20 protein-coding genes are annotated in these 25573 nt (G+C 33.8%); 17 read left to right on the top strand and 3 right to left on the bottom strand.

Annotated elements, in window-relative coordinates:
* Positions 1 to 658 precede the first annotated feature (658 nt).
* Both BUB42_RS15560 and BUB42_RS15565 read left to right on the top strand, forming a co-directional pair.
* Positions 659 to 2521 (top strand): ABC-F family ATP-binding cassette domain-containing protein, encoded by a 1863-nt coding sequence (locus BUB42_RS15560; RefSeq protein WP_073022035.1) that lies wholly within the window; start codon positions 659 to 661, stop codon positions 2519 to 2521.
* Between the two features lie 200 nt (positions 2522 to 2721).
* Positions 2722 to 4302, top strand: a complete 1581-nt coding sequence (locus BUB42_RS15565) for a carboxypeptidase-like regulatory domain-containing protein (RefSeq protein ID WP_073022037.1) — start codon at positions 2722 to 2724, stop codon at positions 4300 to 4302.
* Between the two features lie 180 nt (positions 4303 to 4482).
* Here BUB42_RS15565 and BUB42_RS15570 read toward each other — a convergent pair whose 3' ends face one another.
* Positions 4483 to 6036 (bottom strand): SDR family NAD(P)-dependent oxidoreductase, encoded by a 1554-nt coding sequence (locus BUB42_RS15570; RefSeq protein WP_073022038.1) that lies wholly within the window; start codon positions 6034 to 6036, stop codon positions 4483 to 4485.
* 167 nt (positions 6037 to 6203) lie between these two features.
* Here BUB42_RS15570 and BUB42_RS15575 point away from each other — a divergent pair, with 167 nt between their 5' ends.
* Complete coding sequence (locus tag BUB42_RS15575) at positions 6204 to 6983, top strand: O-methyltransferase (protein ID WP_073022040.1); 780 nt, start codon at positions 6204 to 6206, stop codon at positions 6981 to 6983.
* Positions 6984 to 7013: 30 nt separating this feature from the next.
* Positions 7014 to 7643, top strand: a complete 630-nt coding sequence (locus tag BUB42_RS15580; RefSeq protein ID WP_073022042.1) for a carbonic anhydrase — start codon at positions 7014 to 7016, stop codon at positions 7641 to 7643.
* Positions 7644 to 7771: 128 nt separating this feature from the next.
* On the opposite strand, the gene BUB42_RS15585 is transcribed toward BUB42_RS15580, so the two are convergent.
* Positions 7772 to 8446: a hypothetical protein gene (locus BUB42_RS15585; RefSeq protein WP_073022043.1), complete on the bottom strand. Its 675-nt coding sequence runs from the start codon at positions 8444 to 8446 to the stop codon at positions 7772 to 7774.
* 348 nt (positions 8447 to 8794) lie between these two features.
* Here BUB42_RS15585 and BUB42_RS15590 point away from each other — a divergent pair, with 348 nt between their 5' ends.
* The 13 genes from BUB42_RS15590 (at position 8795) to BUB42_RS15650 (ending at position 25058) form a co-directional block, all read left to right on the top strand.
* The gene (locus BUB42_RS15590) at positions 8795 to 9481 is read left to right on the top strand and encodes an ABC transporter ATP-binding protein (protein ID WP_073022045.1); all 687 of its coding nucleotides are present in this window, start codon (positions 8795 to 8797) and stop codon (positions 9479 to 9481) included.
* Positions 9482 to 9634: 153 nt separating this feature from the next.
* The gene (locus BUB42_RS15595) at positions 9635 to 10492 is read left to right on the top strand and encodes an ATP-grasp domain-containing protein (RefSeq protein WP_073022047.1); all 858 of its coding nucleotides are present in this window, start codon (positions 9635 to 9637) and stop codon (positions 10490 to 10492) included.
* A gap of 34 nt (positions 10493 to 10526) precedes the next feature.
* Complete coding sequence (locus tag BUB42_RS15600) at positions 10527 to 11096, top strand: cob(I)yrinic acid a,c-diamide adenosyltransferase (RefSeq protein ID WP_073022048.1); 570 nt, start codon at positions 10527 to 10529, stop codon at positions 11094 to 11096.
* A 198-nt stretch (positions 11097 to 11294) separates the two neighbouring features.
* On the top strand, positions 11295 to 11516 hold the full coding sequence (locus tag BUB42_RS15605; RefSeq protein ID WP_007138072.1) for a DUF2795 domain-containing protein: 222 nt from the start codon (positions 11295 to 11297) through the stop codon (positions 11514 to 11516).
* A gap of 84 nt (positions 11517 to 11600) precedes the next feature.
* On the top strand, positions 11601 to 14942 hold the full coding sequence (secA, locus tag BUB42_RS15610; RefSeq protein ID WP_073022050.1) for a preprotein translocase subunit SecA: 3342 nt from the start codon (positions 11601 to 11603) through the stop codon (positions 14940 to 14942).
* A gap of 677 nt (positions 14943 to 15619) precedes the next feature.
* Positions 15620 to 16576 (top strand): hypothetical protein, encoded by a 957-nt coding sequence (locus BUB42_RS15615; RefSeq protein ID WP_139257420.1) that lies wholly within the window; start codon positions 15620 to 15622, stop codon positions 16574 to 16576.
* Positions 16577 to 16937: 361 nt separating this feature from the next.
* Positions 16938 to 18845, top strand: coding sequence for a hypothetical protein (locus BUB42_RS15620; protein WP_073022054.1), 1908 nt, complete (start codon positions 16938 to 16940; stop codon positions 18843 to 18845).
* A complete protein-coding gene (locus BUB42_RS15625) occupies positions 18842 to 19747 on the top strand; it encodes a hypothetical protein (protein ID WP_073022055.1) in 906 nt (301 codons plus the stop codon). The genes BUB42_RS15620 and BUB42_RS15625 overlap by 4 nt, the downstream gene beginning before the upstream one ends.
* Positions 19748 to 19765: 18 nt before the next feature.
* Positions 19766 to 22279 carry an Hsp70 family protein gene (locus BUB42_RS15630; protein ID WP_073022057.1) on the top strand — a complete coding sequence of 838 codons (2514 nt, stop codon included), beginning with the start codon at positions 19766 to 19768 and terminating at the stop codon, positions 22277 to 22279.
* A gap of 26 nt (positions 22280 to 22305) precedes the next feature.
* Positions 22306 to 22707 carry a hypothetical protein gene (locus tag BUB42_RS15635; protein WP_073022059.1) on the top strand — a complete coding sequence of 134 codons (402 nt, stop codon included), beginning with the start codon at positions 22306 to 22308 and terminating at the stop codon, positions 22705 to 22707.
* 5 nt (positions 22708 to 22712) lie between these two features.
* Positions 22713 to 23003 carry a DUF6804 family protein gene (locus BUB42_RS15640; protein WP_073022060.1) on the top strand — a complete coding sequence of 97 codons (291 nt, stop codon included), beginning with the start codon at positions 22713 to 22715 and terminating at the stop codon, positions 23001 to 23003.
* Positions 23000 to 24754 (top strand): AAA family ATPase, encoded by a 1755-nt coding sequence (locus BUB42_RS15645; RefSeq protein WP_073022062.1) that lies wholly within the window; start codon positions 23000 to 23002, stop codon positions 24752 to 24754. Before BUB42_RS15640 ends, BUB42_RS15645 begins: the two co-directional genes overlap by 4 nt.
* 103 nt (positions 24755 to 24857) lie before the next feature.
* Positions 24858 to 25058, top strand: a complete 201-nt coding sequence (locus BUB42_RS15650; RefSeq protein WP_073022064.1) for a hypothetical protein — start codon at positions 24858 to 24860, stop codon at positions 25056 to 25058.
* On the opposite strand, the gene BUB42_RS15655 is transcribed toward BUB42_RS15650, so the two are convergent.
* Positions 25050 to 25573, bottom strand: a 524-nt coding sequence (locus tag BUB42_RS15655) for a transposase (protein WP_244533951.1), incomplete at its 5' end; no start/stop codon positions are given. The genes BUB42_RS15650 and BUB42_RS15655 overlap by 9 nt on opposite strands.

A 25573-nucleotide genomic window follows, 5' to 3' on the forward strand; every position in this document is an offset into this window, starting at 1 on the left:
AGATAGGAAAGGATAAATAAATTTGTGAAAATGAAAACGATTTCGAAATCCTATGATTGAAATAACTTGCAATGGTTGCTAAAAATCCCAAGGTTTCACCATGGAGTATGATAGGGAACTGAATCAAAATATGACGATTGATATTGGTGGCGATGGTTGCTAAAAATCCCAAGGCTGAAACCGTGGGTTATGGTTGGGGTTACTCAATTACTATATGCTGCACGAATTTTAGCATTTAAACTTTATACATATAATAGTGTTTAGAGATTATCAAGATAAACTTCATACAAGGCAGGTTTTGCTGCGACTTTCCGTTGAGTTGGCAACAGATGCTAGCTCAAAGCGAAGTGAAAGATAACGGAAATTACTGTGCACCTACTTATGCCATACCGTTTCCACAGCTGAGCCTTTAATTAGCTTGAGAATAGATTACTTATGTATAAAAAAATCCTGCAGACAAAATTTAATCGTAATGGAGTGATTTTATTTTTGATACAAGTATGATATGTAACTTACGATAAACAGTTAATAGACTTTTTCTAATTCGAATTGATTTTCAGTAAAAAAGCGTGTCATGTTATTTACAAAAACCCATATTAAAATAAACAATTCGCAATTAGTAATATAATAACTTACTTTTGCAAAAAAAACAAGCATTGTGAATTATTTATCAGTTGAAAATATATCAAAGTCTTTTGGAGAAAGAACACTTTTTGAAAACATTTCTTTTGGAATTAGCAAAGATCAAAAAATTGCCTTTATAGCTAAAAATGGTTCTGGTAAAACTACAATCATGAGCATTATCAATGGTTTGGAAGAATCAGATACCGGTCAGGTGGTTTTGAGAAAGGGTATTCGAATGGCTTTTTTATCACAAAACAACAATTTACAAGACGAATTGACTATTGAAGAAAGCATTTTCGCTTCGGATAACGAGATTTTGAAAATTATTGAAGCGTACGAAAAAGCATTAGAAAATCCTGAGGATGAAGAAGCGTATCAAAAAGCTTTTGACGGAATGGATCAGCATAACGCTTGGGATTTTGAAACGCAATACAAACAAATTTTGTTTAAACTGAAGTTGGAAGACTTTAAACTGAAAGTGAAAAACCTTTCAGGTGGACAAAAAAAACGTTTATCACTTGCTATCATTTTGATCAATCGTCCGGATTTACTAATTTTAGATGAGCCAACAAATCATTTGGATTTGGAGATGATTGAATGGCTGGAAACTTATTTTGCTAAAGAAAACATTACGCTGTTTATGGTGACGCACGACCGTTTCTTCTTGGAACGCGTTTGTAACGAAATCATTGAACTCGATAACGGAAAATTATACTCATACAAAGGCAACTACTCCTATTATTTGGAGAAAAAAGAGGAACGAATCGCTTCTGAAAATTCAAGTGTCGATAAAGCGCAAAATCTTTTTGTAAAAGAATTAGAGTGGATGCGTCGTCAGCCAAAAGCAAGAACTACTAAATCGAAATCGCGTCAGGATGATTTTTATGACATTAAGGAAAAAGCACAAAGTCGTCGCCGCGAAAATAAGGTCGAACTTGAAATAAATATGGAGCGTATGGGAAGCAAGATTATCGAGCTTCATAAAATCTCTAAGAAGTTTGACAACCATGTGATTTTGGATAATTTCAGTTTCGACTTTCAGCCTGGAGAACGTATTGGAATCATCGGTAAAAACGGAACAGGTAAATCAACTTTCTTGAATTTATTGACTGGAGGAATTCCGCTTGATGGAGGAAAAGTAGTGATTGGTGAAACCATAAAATTAGGATATTACACTCAAAGCGGTATTAACCCAAAACCGGGTCAGCGGGTTATTGATGTTATTAAGGAATACGGGGAATTTATTCCGTTATTGAAGGGACGAATGATTTCGGCATCGCAATTGTTGGAGCGTTTTCTTTTTGATGCCAAAAAACAATATGATTTTGTTGATCGATTGAGCGGTGGAGAATTGAAACGATTGTATTTGTGTACTGTTTTGATTCAGAATCCTAACTTCTTGATTCTTGATGAGCCTACGAATGACTTGGATATTGTGACTTTGAATGTACTTGAAAGCTTTCTTTTAGATTATCCTGGTTGTCTTTTAGTAGTATCACACGACCGTTACTTTATGGACAAAATTGTGGATCACTTGTTTATTTTCAGAGGACAAGGAATAATCGAAAATTTCCCCGGGAATTATTCTGATTTTAGAGCCTACGAGGATAGTTCTGATGTTGCGCAAAAAGAGGAAAACAAAGCAGAGAAAAAAGATTGGAAGCAAAATAACCCAACAGGAAATTTGACCTTCAACGAGCAAAAAGAATATCAAAAATTAGAACGAGAAATCAAAGATTTAGAGCTAGACAAAACCAAAATCGAGCAGTTGTTCGCCGATGGAAAAATAGCGGATACAGATATTGAAAAGAAGGCTAATGAACTACAAAATATCATAAATAAAATAGAAGATAAAGAGGAAAGATGGTTTGATCTCAGTGCGAAGATTGAGGGGTAAAAGCCCCCTAGCCCCCAAAGGGAGAATAAAAGAAAATAGTACATAAAAATTACAACCCCAACACTTTTAGACTTGAAAGTGTTGGGGTTTTTGTTTGGTAAGAAATTAACAACAAATTAATAAATGCTACGAAGGAAATATCCTAATATCCTATATATTTGGGCATTATAAACAATTTTTTTTTAGCTAAAACAATTTATATGAATTTAACAGTTATTCAAATCTTTGCAAGAGAACAGAAGAGTATTAAAGTAAAGCTCATGCTACTGCATTTAACTCTTTTATTATTAGCATTTCAAGGAGTAATGGCTCAGAATATTAAAGGAAAAATTATTGATGTTAAAACTCAAGAAAGTATTCCGTATGCTACTATTTTAGTAAATGAATCAGAACAACTTGTTTCCAATGCGGAAGGATATTTTACACTTTCAGAGCGCAATAGTGCAGATGATATACCACTTACGATTTCTTATTTAGGTTATCTTGCCCAAAAGTTGACTGTTGGTCAATTAAAAAAACTAGATTTTACGATTGCACTTTCTCCCGGAATAATTGAACTTAGCGCTGTTACTGTTTCTAATGAAAAACCGAATCCCTATGAAATTATGGCTAACGTCAAAGCAAATTTAGTTCGCAATTATAAAAGTGACGGGACACCTTCCAAAGACCTATTATTTTACAGAAGGTCTGATTATTTCAAACCTAAAGAAATTGAAATTACAGTAGACAAGTCAACAGGTTTTTCAAAGCAAGCGCTAAAAAAAGTGAATACTGATTTAAAAAACTTTTCTAACAAGTTTATTTCTCATCCTCCACAAGAATTCACTGATATCCTTTGCAATTACTACACAACTAAAACAAAAAAGGACGATAAGTTTGAATTTACTTCAAAACTAGATGTTTTAAAAGCAACTAAACTTAAAAATGAGGGTAGCTCTATTTCCTCAGATGAATTGCAAAAAACAGCAATAAATACAATGCTGCAGCACTTAGACTCCACTAAATATTACCGCATAAAGAGTGGCCTCTTCGGCTCACGCGATACCATTTCGTTGCGAAAAGATTTCAATCGAAAAAAAGATAAAAATAAAACCAAAGGCACCAGCAACCAGCTTACAACCACTAAAACTAATCTTAATTCATTTATAACAGACAATAATTTTTTAACGAGTGAAAAATTTAATTTCGTCAATAAATCAGACCTTTATGATTATAGTTTTGAAGGCACAACATATACAGATGATAATGATTTTGCTTATGTACTGACTTTTAAACCTAGCAAAAGTAGGGCGAAATATATAGGTAAATTATTTATTTCTGAAACAGATTACGCAGTTTTAAGAGTAGAATATGACTTAGATTCAGGCGAAAAATTACATAATGTTAATTTGAAATTTCTTTTAGGTATTAAAGCATCAGAGGACACCAGCAAAGGAACGCTAATGTATAAGAAAAAGTCAGACGGAAACGGCTATTATCTTCACTATGCTGCTATAGAAAAAGGGAACTATTTTTATGTAAACCGACCTTTAAAATTTATTGAATTAACAAGTGCCGAAAAAGACGTACTTGCACTTGAGATAAAACTTGAAGGAAATTCAAGTGAAAAAACTGAATTTCTTAACATGTCTCAATCAACATTGCCAGTAGCGGCAATCGAAAAAATTAAGGAGGACGAATTTAAATTTATAAATATTAAAGCCTACGATGCAAAGATTTGGAAAGATTATAATGCCATCGAACCATTACAAGAAATGAAGCGTTTTAAATCTATGAATTAAAATACGAGCATATTATTTAAAATACTGGATTCTATTTGTCCACAAAACTGAATAACAAACAGTGTAGATATCTTTAAACCGTTAGCGAGGAATTGCATTCCGTATCTACAAAGTTGAGCAACAAACAAAACCCACAACAAAATCAATTTTGTTGTGATTTGTCATGTAGAAATTGATTTTCTACCATGCAATCGGGTTGTAATCTTTCAAGAACTTCCCACACCAATGTTTTCCGGTGTTGATCCCGTCAAATAACGGATCCATCACTCTTGCTGCGCCATCAACAATATCCAATGGTGGCTGAAAATCTTCTTCTTCCTGTTTTCTTTTTGCTAATTCAGCTGGATCTTCATCGGTTACCCAACCCGTATCGACAGCGTTCATGAAAATTCCGTCTTTTGCTAAAGTTCCTGCAGCAGTGTGCGTTAGCATGTTTAAAGCGGCTTTAGCCATATTAGTATGCGGATGTCGGTCTTCCTTAAAATCACGGTAAAACTTCCCTTCCATCGCTGAAACATTAATAATGTGTTTTTTTCCAGTGTTGTCTTTTTTCATCATTTCTGAAAGACGATTACACAAAACAAAAGGCGCTACAGCATTTACCAGTTGTACTTCAATCATTTCTGTCGTTTCTATTTGTCCCAACTTTAATCTCCAACTGTTTGTTTTTCGTAAATCAATTTGCTGCAAGTCCGCGTCGAGCTCGCCTTCTGGAAAAACTTCATTAGCAATCAAAGCATTATCAAAACTATACGGAATCTGCGATAATTTGGCGGAAGCCCGCAAACCAATACCAGGTTCCGGTCCGTGCCAAGTCACTGGCATATTCTGATTCGAAGAAGCGCCGGATGTCAATACTTTTAATTCATCCAAACAGTTGGTATGATCCAGTAGTAATTCTTGCGCCTGAATTGGTAAAGAAGCGATTTGACGTTCTTCGTTTTCCATTAAATGCGCATAAAATCCGGCTGGTCGCCTCACAGTTTGAGCCGCATTATTAATTAGAATATCCAATCTATCATATTTTTGTTCGATAAAATTGCAAAAGATTTCGACACTTGGAATATGCCTTAAATCCAGTCCATGAATTTTTAAGCGATTGCCCCAATCTATAAAATCAGGTTCCTTAGAAAAACGCAAAGCCGAATCTACTGGAAAACGAGTCGTAGCAATCACGGTTGCTCCACCACGCAAAAGCATTAATGTAATATGATATCCTATTTTTAATCGGGAACCTGTAATTACGGCAACTTGTCCAGTAACGTCAGCAGTTTGAAAACGTTTTGCGTAATTAAAATCACCACAATTTGCACACATGGAATCGTAAAAATGATGCATTTTAGTGAATGAAGTTTTACATACATAGCAATTTCTGGGAGTTTCTAGTTCTAGTTGCTCTTTGTTAATAAGCTCATTAAAAGCCAATAATCTTGGCGCTACAAAAACACTCGCTTCACGTGCGTGACGAATTCCCGTTTCTTTACGAGCGGTTTTATCTTGCTTTTCTTTTTTGCGTTTGGCGACTAATTTTCCATCTTTTTTTCTGCGGGCAAGTTCATCTCTATCAGGTCTAGAAAACTGTCCTGCCACTTTTATTAAAGCTGTTCTTTGAACTTTTTCAATATCAAATATTTGGTTGGTATCTAAATTGAGTTGTGCTAAAATAGCGATGCATCTGTCAATTTCATCTGAAGTTATTGCAATTGTAGGTGAGATATCATCTATTGAGGTCATAGAAGCGGGGATTATTTGTAATTTATTTTTTAAGGTCGCAAATGTAGTGTTTCTAATTTTAGTGATTTAGATAACGTAAATCTTCATATTAAAACGAATTGCTCACTGTGTGGGCTTTATCACTTTTTTGTATCTTCGCTCCTATTTTACCAAATCTTCACGCTTTTATGTTATTCCAAATAAAATCCTATCTCAAATTTCTTTGGTATTCTAAAAACGAGCATGCGGTTCATTCGCCGTTTGTTTTTAATTTGATTACGAAATGCTTTTACGATAAACATTCAAAACCTGAATACGCTATTTTAAAAACGTACAGAAATTCACTTGTACAGAATAGAAATACTATTGAAGTCACTGATTTTGGTGCAGGTTCTAAAGTTTTTAAATCTAACAATCGCTCAATTTCCAAGATTGCAAAAACTGCAGGAATTAGCTCTAAACGAGCCGAATTATTACATAGAATTGTACATTATTTTCAACCACAAAATATTTTGGAAATTGGCACGTCGTTAGGATTAGCAACCGTCGCCCTTTCCTTAGGAAATAAAAAAGCTAAAATCACGACACTTGAAGGTTGCAAAAATACAATAGCTGTTGCACAAGTCAATCTACAAAAAATTTGCTGTACAAATGTAGAGCTCATCACAACTGAATTTGGAAATTTCATAAATGCAGCAAATCTAAAATCTAAAATCTTCGATCTTGTATATTTTGACGGTAATCATCAAAGGCAAGCTACATTGCACTATTTTGAGCAATTGTTACCAACAATTACCAATGATACAGTTTGGATTTTGGATGATATTCATTGGTCATCACAAATGGAAGAAACTTGGAAAATCATTCAACAACATCCAAAAGTGACTGTAACTATTGATACTTTTCAATGGGGATTTGTCTTCTTTAGACGAGAACAACCAAAAGAACATTTTATAATTCGGGTTTAGACGATTACATTTACAGTAGAAATAAAAATAATGGACATTAAACAAATATTTAAAAATAATCAAGATTGGATTGCTAAAAAGCTACAAACTGATCAAAATTATTTTGAAAAATTATCAAAAGGTCAAACTCCTGAATTTCTCTACATAGGTTGTTCTGACAGTCGGGTTTCAGCAGAAGATTTGATGGGATTAGAACCTGGACAAGTTTTTGTACACCGTAATATTGCGAATATGGTGCCCAATACTGATTTAAATTCTATGTCAGTTATTAATTACGCAGTAACAAGTTTAAAAGTAAATCACATTGTAGTATGCGGCCATTACGGCTGCGGAGGTGTTTTAGCGGCAATGCAACAAGCTGACCTTGGAATTCTAAATCCATGGTTAAGAAACATACGTGATGTTTACCGTATTCATAGAATTGAACTCGACTCAATACATTGTCAAGAACAAAAATACAAAAGACTTGTAGAGCTAAATGTGCAAGAACAATGCATCAATGTAATTAAAACCGCCGAGGTACAAAAGGCGAACAGACAACGAAATTTAAAAGTGTACGGTTGGGTTTTTGATATTCATACTGGTAGACTTATTGACTTGGAAATTGATTTTGATACAATATTTGAAGACATCACTAAAATTTATAAGATAGCAGATTAAGATATTGATAGCGTAATTTTAACAAGAGTAGCTTTTAACTACAAAGTGTAATTTTGCAATATAATTCTTCAATATTCAAAAAAATAACAGCCATTTTTGACTGTCACTTTTTACTTTTTGATAATTGTTTATTGTTTTGCTTCCTTCATTTCACTAGATTTAGCTCCTATTCTATTTACACTATACATTGGTGCAAATTTCGCTTTCAAACCCGCAATTTTTCTATTATCTTGTGCCGAAAGTCCTTCCTTTTCAACAGTGTTTTTGCGACTATCTAATGCCTCATAAAGTAGCTTAATTTCGTCCCAATCTTCACGAGAATATTTATCCTTATTATTGTCAACTGTACCCACAAATTGTTGATAAACATTGTGAATATTTGCAGCGTTTACCCATGCAAAATTCATGTCATCTCCAATTTTACCATCTCCAAACAGTGAATTTCTCATTTGTTGTTTTGTATTAGAAGTTGTTTTCGCTGCCTCAGCAGCTATCCTTTGCGCTTCTACTTTTGCTTTTAATGCTTCGTACTTCTCTTTGCTGGCATCAAGCTTAGTCTGAGTTTGTGCACTGTCTTTTAAATCTGACATAGAAACTTCGGCTTCTTCATACCTTAATTGATATGAAGATTCTATCCCTTCCCAATTTTCAACTGCGTCAACTTCAGAAATAGCACTAACAGAATCTACATAGACAACATACGAGTCTACTTTCATTTGCGCTTGTTCCTCTCTTTCATCTTTACAAGCTGTAAACATGATAGCAATTGCCACCATACCCAATACTAATTTTATATTTTCCATAATTTTTAATTTTAAAAATAATTGCTTAAACAAATGTAAAAAGTATTATAATAAATTCAATAATTATACAATAATTATGCAATAAAAATTTTTAATTGTGAAATAAAATACAAATTATGTTAATTTTCACATTAACAATGCAGTAAAAATAAATATCTTAAAAGTAAAATTTTATAGAAGTTAAGTATTCTTTTAAAAACAATAGCAATGTCATTTATAATTTTGAGTTGTAACGTGTAACAAAGTCGTTATTTAGATACTAATTGTTAATTGAAAAGTTTTTGTACTTTTAAAATCTAAATTAATCCCAACTTGCGCTATCGCAACGGTTAAAAATTATACATTGTAATGGCAAACCCGTTAATAAAAATAACAAATATCAAAAGAGATTTTGTACTAGGAAATGAAATTGTTTACGTTCTTAAAGGCATTGATTTAGAAATAAATAAAGGCGAATACGTAGCATTAATGGGACCTTCAGGATCTGGAAAGTCTACACTTATGAATTTATTAGGATGTTTAGACACACCAACATCGGGAACCTATATCTTAAATGGAAAGGACGTTAGCCAAATGAAAGACGATGAATTAGCCGAAATTAGAAATAAAGAAATAGGCTTCGTTTTCCAGACTTTTAACCTTTTGCCTAGAACCACCGCACTCGATAATGTGGCTTTACCAATGATTTACGCTGGTTTTTCTAAATCTGATAGAAATAAAAGAGCCACAGAAGTTTTAGATCAGGTTAATCTTGCTGACAGAATGGATCACCAACCTAACCAACTTTCAGGAGGACAACGTCAGCGTGTTGCCATTGCAAGAGCTTTGGTAAACAGACCTTCGATTATCCTTGCTGATGAACCTACGGGAAATCTAGACAGCAAAACCTCGCTCGAGATCATGAAACTCTTTGGAGACATCCATACTAATGGCAATACCGTTATTTTAGTGACTCACGAGGAGGAAATCGCAGCTTATGCCCATCGAATTATTCGTTTGCGCGACGGCGTGATCGAAAGCGATACCATAAAATAGTTTCTTTTTTAGAAGCTATTCCGGCTATCCGCTTGTATCTTTTTCAAACCATTCTTCCTTCGTCTGAATGATTTGAAAAAGGATACCGCTGCTATCCGGGCTAGGAAATCGCAATGAAAACTACATTATAAATTCTATAGAATATATTAAAAAATGAAAATCGCAATCCTAACTTGCACTAAACTTCCTGAATTAAATCCCGAAGACCAAAAAATAATTCCAGAGTTAGCTAAATACAATATAGAAGCAACGGCAGTTATTTGGAGTGATAAAAACATCAATTGGACCAACTTTGACTACCTCATATTTCGGAATACTTGGGACTATTTTGAACGCGAAACCGAGTTTAACATTTGGCTCGACCATATCGAAAAGCTAGGAATCAAAACACTCAATCCCATTCAAGTAATAAAAAAGAACATTCACAAGTTCTATTTGCGAGAATTGCAGTTGCAAGGAATTCCAATTCTACCTACAATTTTTATCGATAAAACAAATGAATTATATCTTGGTGAAATTATTCCTTCGCATTGGAAAAAAGCCGTTATAAAACCTGCATTTTCGGCTGGATCATACCTTACAGAAGTTTTTGAAATTAAAGATATTACAGCAATCAATGAAAAATTTGCGCCGATTGCTAGAGATAAGGAATTGCTGTTGCAAGAATTTGCACCTCAAATCCAATCAATTGGAGAAACTTCATTTATTTTTTTCAATAAACAATTCTCACATGCCGTTAATAAAAAACCTGTGGATGGAGATTTTAGGGTACAATCACTGTTTGGAGGAAAATATAATTTGGTTCAACCAAGTCTGCAATTAATAAAACAAGCACAAAAAGTGGTTGATACCTTCACTGAAGATCTCTTGTACGCCCGAGTAGACGGAATTATAATTGACGATACCCTGCATTTAATGGAAATTGAGTGCATTGAACCTGATTTATATTTCAATCTTAGTGAAAATTCATTAGATCGATTTGTTGCAGAAATAGTAAAATTAATAACCTAAATTTGTTCTCTTTTACAAATAAATTACATCATCGATGAAAGTATATACAAAAACCGGAGATAAAGGAACAACGGCGCTTTTTGGCGGAACTAGAGTCCCAAAAGACCATGCACGAATAGAAAGTTATGGAACTGTAGATGAATTAAATTCACATATAGGATTAATTAGGGATCAGGAAATGAATGCGCATTACAAAGAAATTTTGATTGAAGTGCAAGATCGTTTGTTTACTGTTGGCGCAATTCTAGCAACCCCTCCTGATAAAGAAGTGAAAAAAAATGGAGAATTACGCTTGAAGAATTTAGGAATTATAGATTCGGATATCGAATTATTAGAAAATGAAATTGACACAATGGAAGAAGCATTGCCGCCAATGACTCATTTCGTGCTTCCTGGAGGACACACAACGGTGTCATATTGTCATATTGCCCGCTGCGTATGTCGTCGTGCAGAACGTTTAGCTGTTCATTTAAGTCATAATGAACCCGTGGCTGAGATCGCAATTCAATACTTAAACCGACTTTCTGACTACCTTTTTGTGTTGGCACGGAAGTTGTCCCACGATTTGAAAGCGGATGAAGTACAATGGATTCCGAGGAAGTAAGATTTTAGTCCCGAATATTCGGGAGATGATTGAAAGTTTTTGATTTTAGATTTATTAAAAAAAATCAAAAATCGTTAATCTAAACTCATAAATCAACAATCAATTATAACGTTCTTAACTTTAATCAAAAATAAATCATTTTTTACTTGTCTTTTTCAGTAAAAATTTTATTTTTGCACAAAACTAAATCGACAGCAAATGTATTGGACATTAGAATTAGCATCCTACCTAAGTGATGCACCGTGGCCTGCTAACAAAGACGAACTTATTGACTACGCTATTAGAGCAGGAGCTCCATTAGAAGTAGTAGAAAACCTTCAATCTATTGAAGATGAAGGTGAAATATATGAATCGATGGAAGAAATATGGCCGGATTATCCAACTGACGAAGATTATCTTTGGAACGAGGATGAATATTAAAAATCAACCAATTAAAAAGTCTCAAAAGAGGCTTTTTTTTGGTTTAAATATGTAGAATTACACAATCAGAAATAAAAATAGATTATGAGTTTCATAAATAGTATTATTAAAGTCTTCGTGGGCGATAAGTCACAAAAAGATGTCAAAGCATTACAACCGTATCTTAATAAAATTAAGACTTTCGAACAGCCATTAATGTCATTATCCAATGACGAATTAAGAGGTCGAACGGCTTATTTTAAAGACAAAATAAAGCAAGACCGTTCTGAAAAAGACGCAAAGATTGCTGCCATAAAACTAGAAGTAGAGGGCACTCTTGACATCGATCAAAGAGAAGATCTTTATATTGCTATTGATGCACTTGAAAAAGAAGCTTACGATATTTCTGAAAAAACGTTAATGGAAATTCTTCCAGAAGCATTTGCTGTAGTCAAAGAAACAGCGAGACGCTTTAAAGACAATTCGCAAATTATAGTAACTGCAACTGCTAAAGATCGCGAACTTTCTGCTTTAAAAAGTTATATCAATTTAGATGGTGAAAATTCTGTTTGGTCTAATTCATGGAGCGCCGCTGGAAAGGAAATTACTTGGGACATGATTCACTATGACGTGCAATTAATTGGCGGAATGGTTTTGCATGAAGGAAAAGTAGCTGAAATGCAAACAGGTGAAGGAAAAACATTAGTTGCAACTTTGCCCCTATACTTGAATGCGTTGACAGGAAACGGAGTGCATTTAGTTACCGTGAATGATTACTTGGCAAAAAGAGATAGCACTTGGAAAGCACCGTTATTTGAATTTCACGGAATGACCGTAGAATGTATTGATAACTACCAACCCAATTCTGACGAAAGAAGAAAAGCGTATGACGCTGATATCACTTATGGAACAAATAACGAATTCGGTTTTGACTATTTAAGAGATAACATGGCGCATTCGCCAGATGATCTTGTACAAAGAAAACACAACTTCGCAATTGTCGATGAAGTCGATTCGGTGTTGATTGATGACGCTAGAACTCCGTTGATTATTTCAGGTCCAGTTCCACAAGGAGATCGTCATGAATTTATGGAGATGAAACCAAAAATCGAAAATCTCGTTGCGTTACAACGCCAACTTGCAAATGGATTTTTATCTGAATCTAAAAAATTAATAAAAGAGGGAAACACCAAAGAAGGTGGATTCCAATTATTGAGAGCCTACAGAGCTTTGCCAAAAAATAAAGCATTGATCAAGTTTTTAAGTGAAGAAGGAATCAAGCAATTGCTTCAAAAAACCGAAAACCAATACATGCAGGATAATAAAAGAGACATGCACAAGGTTGATGAGGCATTGTATTTTGTTATTGAAGAAAAAAACAATCAAGTCGAATTGTCAGACAACGGAATAAAATATCTTTCTGGAGATACTGATTCCGATTTTTTCGTACTTCCAGATATTGGAACTGAAATCGCTGCTATCGAGAAGAAAAAATTAGACAAAGATAGTGAGGCAGAAGAAAAAGAGAAGTTATTTCAAGATTTTGGAATAAAAAGCGAGCGTATTCATACGTTGACACAACTTTTAAAGGCATATTCATTGTTTGAAAAAGATGTAGAATATGTAATCATGGATAACAAAATCATGATTGTAGATGAGCAAACCGGACGTATTATGGACGGTCGTCGTTACTCTGACGGATTGCACCAAGCAATTGAAGCCAAAGAAAATGTGAAAATCGAGGCAGCAACACAAACATTTGCAACAGTTACTTTACAAAACTACTTTAGAATGTACAACAAACTAGCTGGAATGACAGGAACTGCTGTTACTGAAGCTGGAGAGTTGTGGACAATATACAAATTGGATGTAGTAGAAATTCCTACTAACAGACCAATGGCGAGATTAGACAAAGAAGATTTTATCTATAAAACAACTCGTGAAAAATTCAATGCTGTAATTGAAGATGTAAGTGAATTATCTAAAGCGGGAAGGCCAGTTCTTATTGGAACAACTTCGGTAGAGATTTCTGAATTATTAAGCCGAATGTTGAAAATGCGTGGTGTAACTCACAACGTATTGAACGCTAAAATGCACAAGCAAGAAGCGCAAATCGTTGAAGAAGCAGGAAAACCAGGAGTGGTTACCATTGCAACAAACATGGCTGGTCGTGGTACCGATATTAAATTATCTGCCGAAGTAAAAGCAGCAGGTGGATTGGCAATTGTAGGTACAGAGCGTCATGACTCGCGTCGAGTTGACCGTCAGCTACGTGGTCGTGCAGGACGTCAAGGAGATCCAGGAAGTTCACAGTTTTACGTTTCCCTTGAAGATAATTTGATGCGTTTATTTGGTTCAGAAAGAGTAGCCAAAGTAATGGACAGAATGGGATTAGAAGAAGGAGAAGTGATTCAGCACTCGATGATGACAAAATCTATTGAGCGTGCACAGAAAAAAGTAGAAGAAAACAACTTTGGTGTTCGTAAGCGTTTGTTAGAATATGATGATGTTATGAATGCCCAACGTGAAGTGGTTTACAAGCGTCGTCGTCATGCTTTGTTTGGAGAGCGTTTAAAATTAGATATTGCTAATATGCTTTATGACACTTGTGAATTAATCATAGGACAAAATAAAGCGGTAAATGATTTCAAAAACTTCGAATTTGAATTAATTCGTTATTTTTCTATCACTTCACCAGTTACCGAAAGTGAGTTTGCTAAGTTGAGCGAAATGGAATTAACTGGAAAAGTATACAAAGCAACATTAGAATATTACACGGAGAAAACGGCCAGAAGCGCAAGAGAAGCTTTCCCGATTATCAAAAATGTTTATGAAGATAAAAAAAATCAATTTGAACGTATTGTAGTTCCTTTTACAGATGGAATAAAATCGTTGAATGTGGTTACTGATTTGAAAATGGCTTACGATTCTCAAGGGGCACAACTTATTGCTGATTTTGAGAAAAACATCACTTTAGCAATTGTAGATGAAGCGTGGAAAAAACACTTGCGTAAAATGGACGAATTGAAACAATCAGTTCAACTTGCGGTTCACGAACAAAAAGATCCATTGCTGATTTATAAATTAGAAGCTTTTAATTTATTTAGAGCAATGATTGACAATGTAAACAAGGAAGTAATTTCATTCTTGTTCAAAGGTGATTTGCCAGCTCAGGAAAACCAACAAATTCAGGAAGCAATTGACGTTGCACCACGAGAAGATTACGAACTAAATAAAGATGAGATTGTAAGCAGTGAAGCAGCTAATCGTGAAGCGGGAAAAACGCAACAACGCACTATTACGGAAACCATCACGAGAGATATGCCAAAAATCAATCGCAATGATACCGTGAGCATTCAAAACGTGGCCAACGGACAAATACAAGAAATGAAATATAAAAAAGCCGAGAGCTTAATCGCTTCAGGACAATGGGTCTTTGTTAAATAATTCCTTTTACCTCTAAACAATCAAAACTCCACTGCGCAAGTAGTGGAGTTTTTTTATGGTCTTACGCCACTCTTGTTTATAAAGTACTACTTTGTCAGTTCGAGCGCAGTCGAGAACCGTTTTTCGACAACCATCATTCGACAGCCGTCATTCGAAAACCATCACTTGAGAACCATCACTCGAGAACCGTTTTTCGAGACCCGTCATTCGAGAACCATCATTCGAGAACCATCATTCGAGAACCATCATCGCATCGCGACTGCGCTCGATTTGACCAAAAATAGATTGGATTCAAGTACTCAATATTTTTTCGCTTTTTTTTAGGAGCTACTCCTGCCCTACGCTACAAAGCATTTGGTCGCCCACCCTTTTTCTAGGCGCTTGCAGGAGCTTCTTTTAGTCGCTCTGCAACCACCAGAAAAAGTGGTTGGCTACCGGCATGCGTTTTTCGCTGCGGTCAGGGCTAGGGATTTTGTGGTAAATAACTTGGGTAATGATTACACACTTTATCAAAAATATACAACAAATTAAAAGTCTTTTTAATAATTTGTAAATAATTTTTTATATTTTAGCAATGTAAAAAATGTCACTGTTATGTCTCCAATCCACCCCTATTAGGTGAATTGGAGTCAGAAAGTGGCTTCTATATATAAGTTATGCACAATTACACAAAAAAAATGCAGAAACCACAGAATATCATCGCACAAATAAGTAAAAATCTGAAGGAAAAAAAATGGAATTGTTTGGTAGACAATTGTGATCAAATTGCAATTAATTCTCATTTAATTCAGCAAAATGGATTGTTAAGTAATATAACCTATAACGGTCATCTTGTAGAATTAAAAATGATAGACGCAAATAAATGGGACAATAAAAAATTACCTTTTGAATTTGGCACAGTTGGAATAAAACACGCTTTAACGCATAAAGTTTTTTGCAACAAACACGATACAGAAATTTTTAAGCCAATCGAAACGGACGATAAAAATTTTGAATCATATGAAGCATTTTTATTATTTAGTTATCGAGCAGTTTGTGCTGAAATACGCAAAAAAGAAATTAATGTTGAACAATTTACTAGAATGGCAAATGCAAAATCATTATTAGGAATAATTGACCAGGATTTTTTAAATTCAAATATCGAGGGTAATAAACTAGGAATTGAGGATTTAATTGTACTTAAAACTGAATTAGAAAAAGAAATTGAAAACAACACAGATAAATACAAACATTTTGTTCACAAATATCCAAAACTTGAAATTTATGCATCTGCCATTTTTAGCGCAAATGATCTAGATTATTTTTCACACATTTCAGAACCAGATTTAGATAATGTTTATATTCATTTTTTACCACTTGAAGATAATTTTCTAATTCTTGTTGGCTACCATTCTGAACACGTTTCAGAAAAAATAATTGCTTTTTGTAATTCGTGGAAAAATTTATCATTAGAAAATTTGCAAAAAAAACTAACAACATTATTTAGTTCTAATGTCGAAAATTGGGGATTATCAACCGAATTATACAAAGAGATTTTAGATAAAAACAAATCAAAATATATAAAAACACTTGTGGAAAACGAAAACCTTTATGGCATTTCAGTTGAAAAAGACTTTAACTTATTCGAAAAGTAACTGTGCATAACAGCGGTTTTGATATAGCTGGAATTTAGTGGAATTATCGTTTCGCATCAAGTTTACGTTAATCCGAAAATTGAGCGGTTACGAACTTCCAGCCATCTCAAAGCCGCAACACGTTATGCCTCATTCTAAAAAGACGACATTACAACAAACGAACAACAGAAATATGCAAGAAAAGCCAACGCTTCGGCAAAATCAAAAGAGCTGCAACCCAACGCACAATCCTCCCCACAGTTGCAGCACATTTGCTTTTGCCCCAACCGCACAACCGACACCTTCCAACAAACACGTTTACGGGAAACCGTAAGGTCAATTAAAAAAACGAAAGTAACTTGCGAAACCGTAAAATTTATAGATGAAGTCAATACTAAATAACCCATACAAAATTGCAGGAATTCTAGCCAATAGTTCTGAAAAAGATATTCTAAAACAAAAAAGTAAAATCAAGAGATTTAGTGAAGTAGGTAAAGAAATTACTTCTGAATATGATTTTTCCTTTCTGAATGCAATTCAAAGGACTAATTCAATTATTGACAAGGCTTTTTCTGACATCGAACAAAATCAGAGTAAAGTACTTCATTCCTTATTTTGGTTTACAAATTTGAACACCGTTGACAATACTGCAATCCAACATTTAATAACTGGAAATAAAGAAAAAGCTATTGAGATTTGGGACAAATTAACGGACGAAAAAGAAGTTACATCCAAAAACTTTTCCGCTTTCAACAATATTGGAACGCTTTATTTATTGGAGAATTCCAAAGAAGAAATTAAACAAGGAATTACAGCCAAAATAAAACTTTTAGCATCGGATAACTTTAAAGACTTTGTTCGTACCGTTGCTGATGAAACTTTTTCAATTGATAAAAACAAACAGATTGAAATATTTATTGATGAATTGCTAACGCAATTCAAAGGCAAATATTCAACTGCTAAAACAATGCAATTATTCAGTAATTGCGATGCAATTACACAAAAGTACCTTTCTAAAAAATTTACGGAAGAACCTATTCATAAAATTGAAACTCAAATTGAACAGTGCACTAAAAAACGTTCAAAGGACAAAAGCAATGCTTATAAATTTGGAACAGATTTATACAGTAATACAAAAATCGAATTAACATTTTTAAAATCTATTGTAGGGAATACCAATCTACAATACAAAATGTTAGCAGATAATATTGCTAAAGAATTACAGCAATGTTCCATTGATTATTTTAATGAAAGTCAGGAACTTGAAAGAAGTAGTGATTACCTAGAAGAAGCAATGAAACTTGCCAAATTAGCTGAAAGCGTAGCGGTAAACGAAGCAACTAAAAGCAAAACCAAAGAAAATATTAGTTCGCTAGAGGAAATGAAAGACAAGAAACTTTTTGAAGTAACTATGTTTCTAAAGTCAGTAAAAGAAGCTTACTCAGAAAACGAAAATGAAATCAGGCAAGAAGTCAAAAGGATGGAACAAACAGACATTTTAATAAAAATGGGGCATAAAACGATTAATTGGGATGCCGTTAATGACAATATTAAAAATTCAATAAATTGGCAAAATGTAAATGAATTACTTGTTGAAATATTGACTGATAGTAATTTGAAGAAAATAAAAGAAAGTGAAAAACAAGAGGCTAAAAAAGAGTTTTGGGAATTAATAAAATGGACAGAAGATAATTCCTTAAAATCCTCTACTATTTCACGAATAGTAGAAAAATACAAAACAATTTCCCCAAAATTGTGCTTCGAGATTCTGTCCTCGGCAGTAACAAATACTGACTCAAACTCAAAAGCTGTCGAAAATCCATTTTTTGTAGAAGATATCAGATATGTTGGCTTAAAATTAAATGTAAATTCTACGGGAACTCAAAAAGTTACGATTTACAAAAAATACTTAAACCCAGACGGAACCATTAAGAGAAGTGCTAAAGATTCACCTAAAAATTATTCTACTTCCAAAGATTTTACAATTACACCTATGACCAAAATAATTGATCTTGAAGGTTATGGAAACGCTAAAGAATGTACATATATGGTTGGCGAACACAAAATTGAAATATATATAGAACACTATAAGATTTTCACAAAAACATTTCAAGTCGATTGGACACCAAATAAGAAGGCTGACCTGACAAAAATCATTCAATTATTGGAAAATGAATTGAGAGAAGTTGAGAAATTCCAATGGTTCAGAGCATCAGAAACTAAACAAAATGAAGTAAAAGCAGTGCAAGAGAAAATCAAAAAAGCTAAACAAACATTAATGAATAAATGAAAAAAACTATACTCATTCCCATTCTTCTTTGTGCAACAACAATTTTTGCACAAGAAAAAAATCCAGACTTGCAAAAGCAACAGCAGGAAATTGTTTCGTTAAACCAAAAACTAAACAACCAACAAGCTATAATCAGTCAGCAAAAAAATGAACTGGCAAAACTTTCTGCGAAAACAGAAAATCAAAATAAACAAATCGACAGTTTGAAAATTGAAACAAATAAAAATGTTCAAAATATTCAAGCAATTGCAAATGATTTAGGTACAAAAATTCAACAAACAGAAACTACTGCAAAAGATAGCATTTCAAAGTTAGACAAAGACGTAAATACAAACCGTTTGTATTGGATTATTGCAACGTTAATCACGTTACTTTTAGGTGGTGTTTTATATTGGCTTTTAGGCAAACGTATTGCAACGAGCAAAACTGATGTAGAAACCCAAATCAAAAACACTAAAAAATCTTTAGAAGAAGAAAGCATCAAATTAGATAGTAAATTAATTGAGGTTTTGGACACACAGCTAAAATTGAAACAGGAAGAAAAACAAATTGTTTCAGCTAATTCCAATATTGAAATCGACCATTCTTTGGCTTTAAAAGTAGCTGATGAAATTGTGAGAATGCAAAAAAATATTTCTAAAATGGACGAAGAAACAAAAGGACTAAAACCTCTTGTAAAAGGCATTGAAAGAATACAGGCAAACTTTGCTTCCAATGGTTATGAAACGGTTAATCTTTTAAACAGAGATTATGACGAGCGAATGAATATTGATGTAATCAATTTCATAACAGACGAAAATCTAACTGAAGGAAGAAAAATTATCACATCTGTTGTAAAACCACAAGTAAATTATAACGGTGTTCTTATTCAAAGAGCACAAGTAGATGTTTCTCAAAACTAAAATATTCAAAAAAATAAAATGGCAAGAACTAAAATAGATTACGGTATCGACTTGGGTACCACCAATTCAGCAATTTCAAGAATTGAAGGCGGAGAAGCAAAAATCATAAAAGTTAATGGATTGGACGACACGATGCCGTCTTGCATTGCTTATAACAAAAAGGGAGTTTTAGCAGGCAAAAAAGCATTCGCAGTTTACAGAAGTGAACAAGAAGCTAGTTTGTCCAAAGATATTGAACCTAATGCTTTTATTGAGTTTAAAAGAACAATGGGAACTGATAAAAGGTATTTCAGTTCCAATTTGGATAAAGATTTAAGTTCGGAAGAATTGTCGGCAGAGGTTTTAAAAACATTAAAATCATTTGTAACTGATGAAGCCGTAAACGCAGTAGTAATTACCGTTCCAGCAGTTTTCAAAAACAATCAAATTGATGCGACAAGACGAGCAGCAAAGTTAGCGGGCTTTGAACACGCAGAAGTTTTGCAAGAACCTGTTGCCGCTGCAATTGCATATGGTTTAGACAATAATAAGAAAGACGGTTTTTGGTTGGTTTTTGATTTTGGAGGTGGAACTTTTGATGCTGCTTTGTTGAAAGTTGAAGACGGTATTATGAAAGTTGCAGATACGGAAGGAGATAATTATTTAGGTGGTAAAAATTTAGATTTGGCTATTGTAGATGAAATTATAATTCCACACATCCAAAAAAACTTTTCAATTGACGATATCTTAAATGATGATACAAAGAAATTAAAATATAGAGAAGCGTTAAAATCTTTTGCAGAAGAACTAAAAAACGAACTTTCATTTAAAAGCGAGTTTAATTTATACAAAGAAGAAGGCTCTGGAACTGATGATGACGGAGAAGATATTGAAATTGATTTAACGGTAACACAAGCAGATTTGGAAAAGGTATTATCGCCTATTTTTCAAAAAGCAGTTGATATTTCAAAAAAACTTTTAGAGCGTAATAACTTAAAAGGTTCTTCTTTAAATTCTTTAATTTTAGTTGGCGGTCCTACTTTTTCGCCTATCATCAGAAAGATGTTGGAGAAACAGATTTGCAAGCCTGATACAACTGTTGACCCAATGACTGTAGTTTCTAAAGGAGCTGCTTTGTATGCTTCTACAGTAAGCCTATCTAATGAAATTATTGACAAAGGAAGAACAAAAGGTAAAATTCAAATTGAAATCGGACACGAAGCATCAACCGTTGAAATGGAAGAATTTGTTACCCTTAAAATTTTGGTTGAAAAAACGGAAGGAATAATTCCCGAAAAGGTTTTTGCCGAAATTGCAAGAAACGACAAAGCTTGGTCAAGCGGTAAGGTTGAAATAAACCAAATTGGCGAAGTAATTGAAACGCAACTAAAAGAGGGTAAAAATGGTTTTGAAGTTACTTTGTTTGACGATAAAGGCAACATTTTAGAAAGTGAACCCAAGGAATTTACAATCATTCAAGGTATTGGCGGATTGAACTCAATGCAAGGACTTACACTTAATTGGGGCATAGAAATTAAAAAAAGAGAAACAGGCAAAATTGAATTTAGGCAAGTTTCTGGATTGGAACAAAATAAATCTTTACCTGCAACAGGAACAGCAAACGGACTAAAAACTCAAAAACAAATTCGTCCCGGAATGGATAATGACTTCATCAAAATCCCATTATACCAAGGCGAACACGGTGCAGACGGGACAAGAGCCATTTACAACGAACACGTTTATGACATCATAATTAGCGGAGCAGATTTGCCAGCATTATTGCCCGAAAACAGCGATGTAGATTTGATGATAAATATTGACAAATCTCAAAAAGTTTCTATTCAAGCATATTTTCCATATTTAGACCATACGGCAGAAATTGATGTTCCTACCGATACCGTTCAATCAGTTGAAACAAATTGGCTTTCAAATGAAATTCGCAAAGCAAAAGGAAGTATTGAAGAGTTGAAAGACGAAGGAATAAACGCTGACAAAGTTCAAAAAATTGAAAACGACATTACTGAACTCGAAAAAAAGTTTGACAATAGTAAAAACGATGTGGACGGCAAACAAGAAGTTTTAACAAATCTTCGTAAAACGCTCAAAACTATTGACGAATTAAGCGAAACTACAGAATGGCCTAAATTTGAAGAAGAGCTAAAGGAAGAATTTTATAGATTAGAGAAAGCTAATAAGGATTTAGGAAATGAAAAAACAACTCAAATCGTAAATCATTTAAGAAACCAATTAGAGGAAGTAATTAAAAACCAAGACATTAAGCTAGGTAAAGCATTGGCAGAGGAAATACATTCTGTATTTTTTCAAATGACTTTAGTATATCAATTGATTAATTTCATTAGACAACACAATCAAAATTTCGGTTCATACCATTGGAAAGATAGCAATCGAGCAAGACAACTTTTAAATGAAGGTTTGCAACAAATCGGGGAAAATCCGACTACAGAGGATTTACATCCTATTGTTATCGACTTAATCAATTTATTACCAGATATAGAAAAACCAAGCGGTGATGATACTGTTTTAGTCGGATAAAATTTAAAAATAAAAAAACATAAACTATGAAAACAACATATAAATTAATATTATCTTATACATTACTATTGTTTGCGTCTTTTCAGCTTCAAGCCCAAGCAAAATTAACAGTAGAAAATAACTCACAGCGTTCTATGACTGTGAAAGTGATGAAGGGAAGTGGAAAAGGCACATTACACGAAACAGTTACAATAAGTTCGTATGGAAGCGAAACTATCTATTTTTCTGAAAGTGGTCAATATTTTACTAAAACAAAAGCCGTGTTAAAAGGCAAAGAGCCTGTTTATCAAAAGGGAAAACCATTTCAGGTTACTAACGATGAAAGAGGTTATTCAGTTTTGACTTTAACTTTTAGTATTAAGGAATCTTCTGTTCCACAATTAGCTGGCGGTAAACAAATTTCAAAATCAGAGTTTGACCAAAATTAATTGCATTGGAAAATATCATTAAAATAGCTTTAGCAATTCTCTTTTTTCTCTGCCTTTTGGATATGCCTTACGCTTATTTTCAATTGGTTAGGTTTGCGGCTTTGATTGGCTTTGTAGTTTTGGCTTATAAAGCTAATCAACAAAGTAGACAAACTGAAATGTTGATCTTTGGAGCATTAGCATTGTTATTTCAACCGTTTTTCAAAATTGCTTTAGGACGAGATTTGTGGAATATTGTTGACGTGATTGTTGGCGTGGGATTATTAGTGAGTTTGATGAAAAATAGTAAAAAATGAGTAAATCTATATTAACAAAAGGTCAAATCATTGACGGTAAATATTCGGTTAGCTTCTTTATGAAAAAAGGAAGTTATGCCGAAACTTATCGTGTACAAAATGAAGCAAAAGAAATCAAATTTCTAAAACTTTTTGACTACGCAAAATTGCATCGAACACAGTTTACGGAAAGTGGAGAAATTTTAGAAATTGAAATGCTGCAACAAATCAAACATTCCAATTTGGTTAAGTACAACGATAGTGGAAATATTGTAATTGACAACCAAAAATTGGCTTATGTGGTGTTGGATTTTGTAAGTGGGGAAACTGTAGCGGAAAAAATGAAACGTGAAAACACGCTGAATTTATATGAAGTAAAAAATATCATTTTGAGTGTTTTAAATGGTTTGAATTATCTACATAACAAACAAATAATTCACAACGACATTACCAATCAAAATATAATGTTGGATTTATCGCGCAAAGTTACCATTCCAAAAATTATTGATTTTGGATATGCTCGATTTTTAAAACAATCCAACAAAGATTTTTTGAAAGATGGACTGAATTTATTTTACACAGCCAATGAAACTTTTAATAAAGTCTTTTCATTCCAAAGCGATATTTATTCCGTTGGTGCGTTGTACTATCATTTACTGACGGGTTTACCGCCTTATTTTATAGAAATTTCAAAATACAAATCTGATAAAATACAATTAGAAGAAGTTATTTTAGACGAAAGAAAAAAGCCTTTAAAATTTTCTGATAAGATAGATGAGCAGACACAAAATATAATCCGAAAAGCATTACAGCCAAAAGCAGAAAACCGTTTTAAATCTGTAAAAGAATTTATCCAAACATTGAGCGGAGAATTAGCAGTTGAACTTTCAATTCCAGAAGAAAAGGTTAATAAAGTTCAACCCAAAGAAAATAAGAAAGGAAAAGGATTTTCAGCCATTGCAGGAATGCAAGAGTTAAAAAACACTATTCAATTAGATGTTATTGACGCTTTAAACGAGAAAGAACGTTATGCTGAATATGGTTTAACAATTCCAAACGGAATGTTGCTTTATGGTCCGCCTGGTTGCGGAAAAACATTTTTTGCAGAGAAAATGGCAGAAGAAATTGGCTTTAATTTTTATCAAATAAAACCATCTGACATTCAAAGCAAATTTGTAAATGCTTCCCAGGAAAACATCAAAAATCTATTTGATGAAGCAAAACAAAACGCACCAAGTATAATTTTTATAGACGAATTAGATGCACTTGTTCCAAACAGAGATACCTCTAACATTAGCCATATGAACACAAGTGCTGTCAATGAATTTTTAGCACAAATGAATAATTGTGGAGATGACGGAATTTTCATAATCGGTGCTACAAATAGACCAAATGCAATTGACCCAGCAATTTTACGGTCAGGAAGATTAGACAAACATATTTATTTGCCACCACCTGACTTTGAAGCCCGAAAATTGATGTTTGAATTGTACTTAAAAAAGCGACCGACAGAAATCGTCATGAATTACGAAGAACTTGCCAAGGCAACAGAAAATTACGTTTCGAGCGACATTAAATTTTTATGTGACGAAGCATCAAGAAGAGCATTAAAAGACAATTTAAGAATTACAAAATCAATCGTATTGGAAACAATCCGAAGCAACAAACCATCAATTTCTTTGCAGGAGTTGAAAAGTTATTTAGTAATCAAAGCTAAAATGGAAGGAGAAAACAATAATGACGACAGAGGAAGAATAGGATTTAGAACATAAAAGCCAACGCTAAAGCAAGCACATTTGCAATTCGCACAAGCCAACCGCACAAAGCCAAAATTTCAAAAGAGCTTGCTTTGCCAACGCACTAAGACACACCTAAATGGACAGACAAACAACGACCGAGAAAGAAGAACGAAGGCATAACAGCGGTTTTGCAAAAAAGCGGGTTCAGTGGTTAATTGAACATTCTACCTCGTATCAACATTTGTGGTATATTGACAGTTTAGTGCTTCGAAATCCGCTTCTTCGCAAAGCCACCAAACGTCAGGCTGTGAATTTACCCCACTTTTGCTCAAATTAATTCAATAACGCCTTTTCTATTCGCACAAAACTCGCTTGTAAGCGAGTCGGTTTTTAGAGATAGAAATAATTGTCTGATAATTTTGAACTCGCAGTAGAGCTTAAAAAAGGTCGCTATGATCAAGGCATACCCTTTTGTTGGGTATTTTGCATTCCATTTCTGGATTTTATCAATTAAATCGGGAATTCCCAGAATATTCATCGTGCGTTTGATGTTGTACACTAACATTATCAAACTGTGTTCGCCATTTACTTTTTCAAGTCCCGTTAAATTGGTGTGATTGTAGCCACATTGGCGTTTAATAGTGCCAAAGATGTGTTCATTAATTTCCTGTCGTGTGCGGTATAACTGTGGGTTTTCTTGATAGCGTTTGTTGTTTTCTTCAACAGCATCAGCATATTGGCTGCGATCAATCTCCCTTCCCCCTGTTCTACTAGTGCAAAGGTCTTTCATTGGACATTCTTTGCAGTCTGGTGTACGGTATTTCTTAAATTTATAACCGCTATTTTCTGACC

The sequence above is a fragment of the Flavobacterium micromati genome, from assembly GCF_900129585.1.
Taxonomy (GTDB): Bacteria; Bacteroidota; Bacteroidia; order Flavobacteriales; family Flavobacteriaceae; genus Flavobacterium; species Flavobacterium micromati.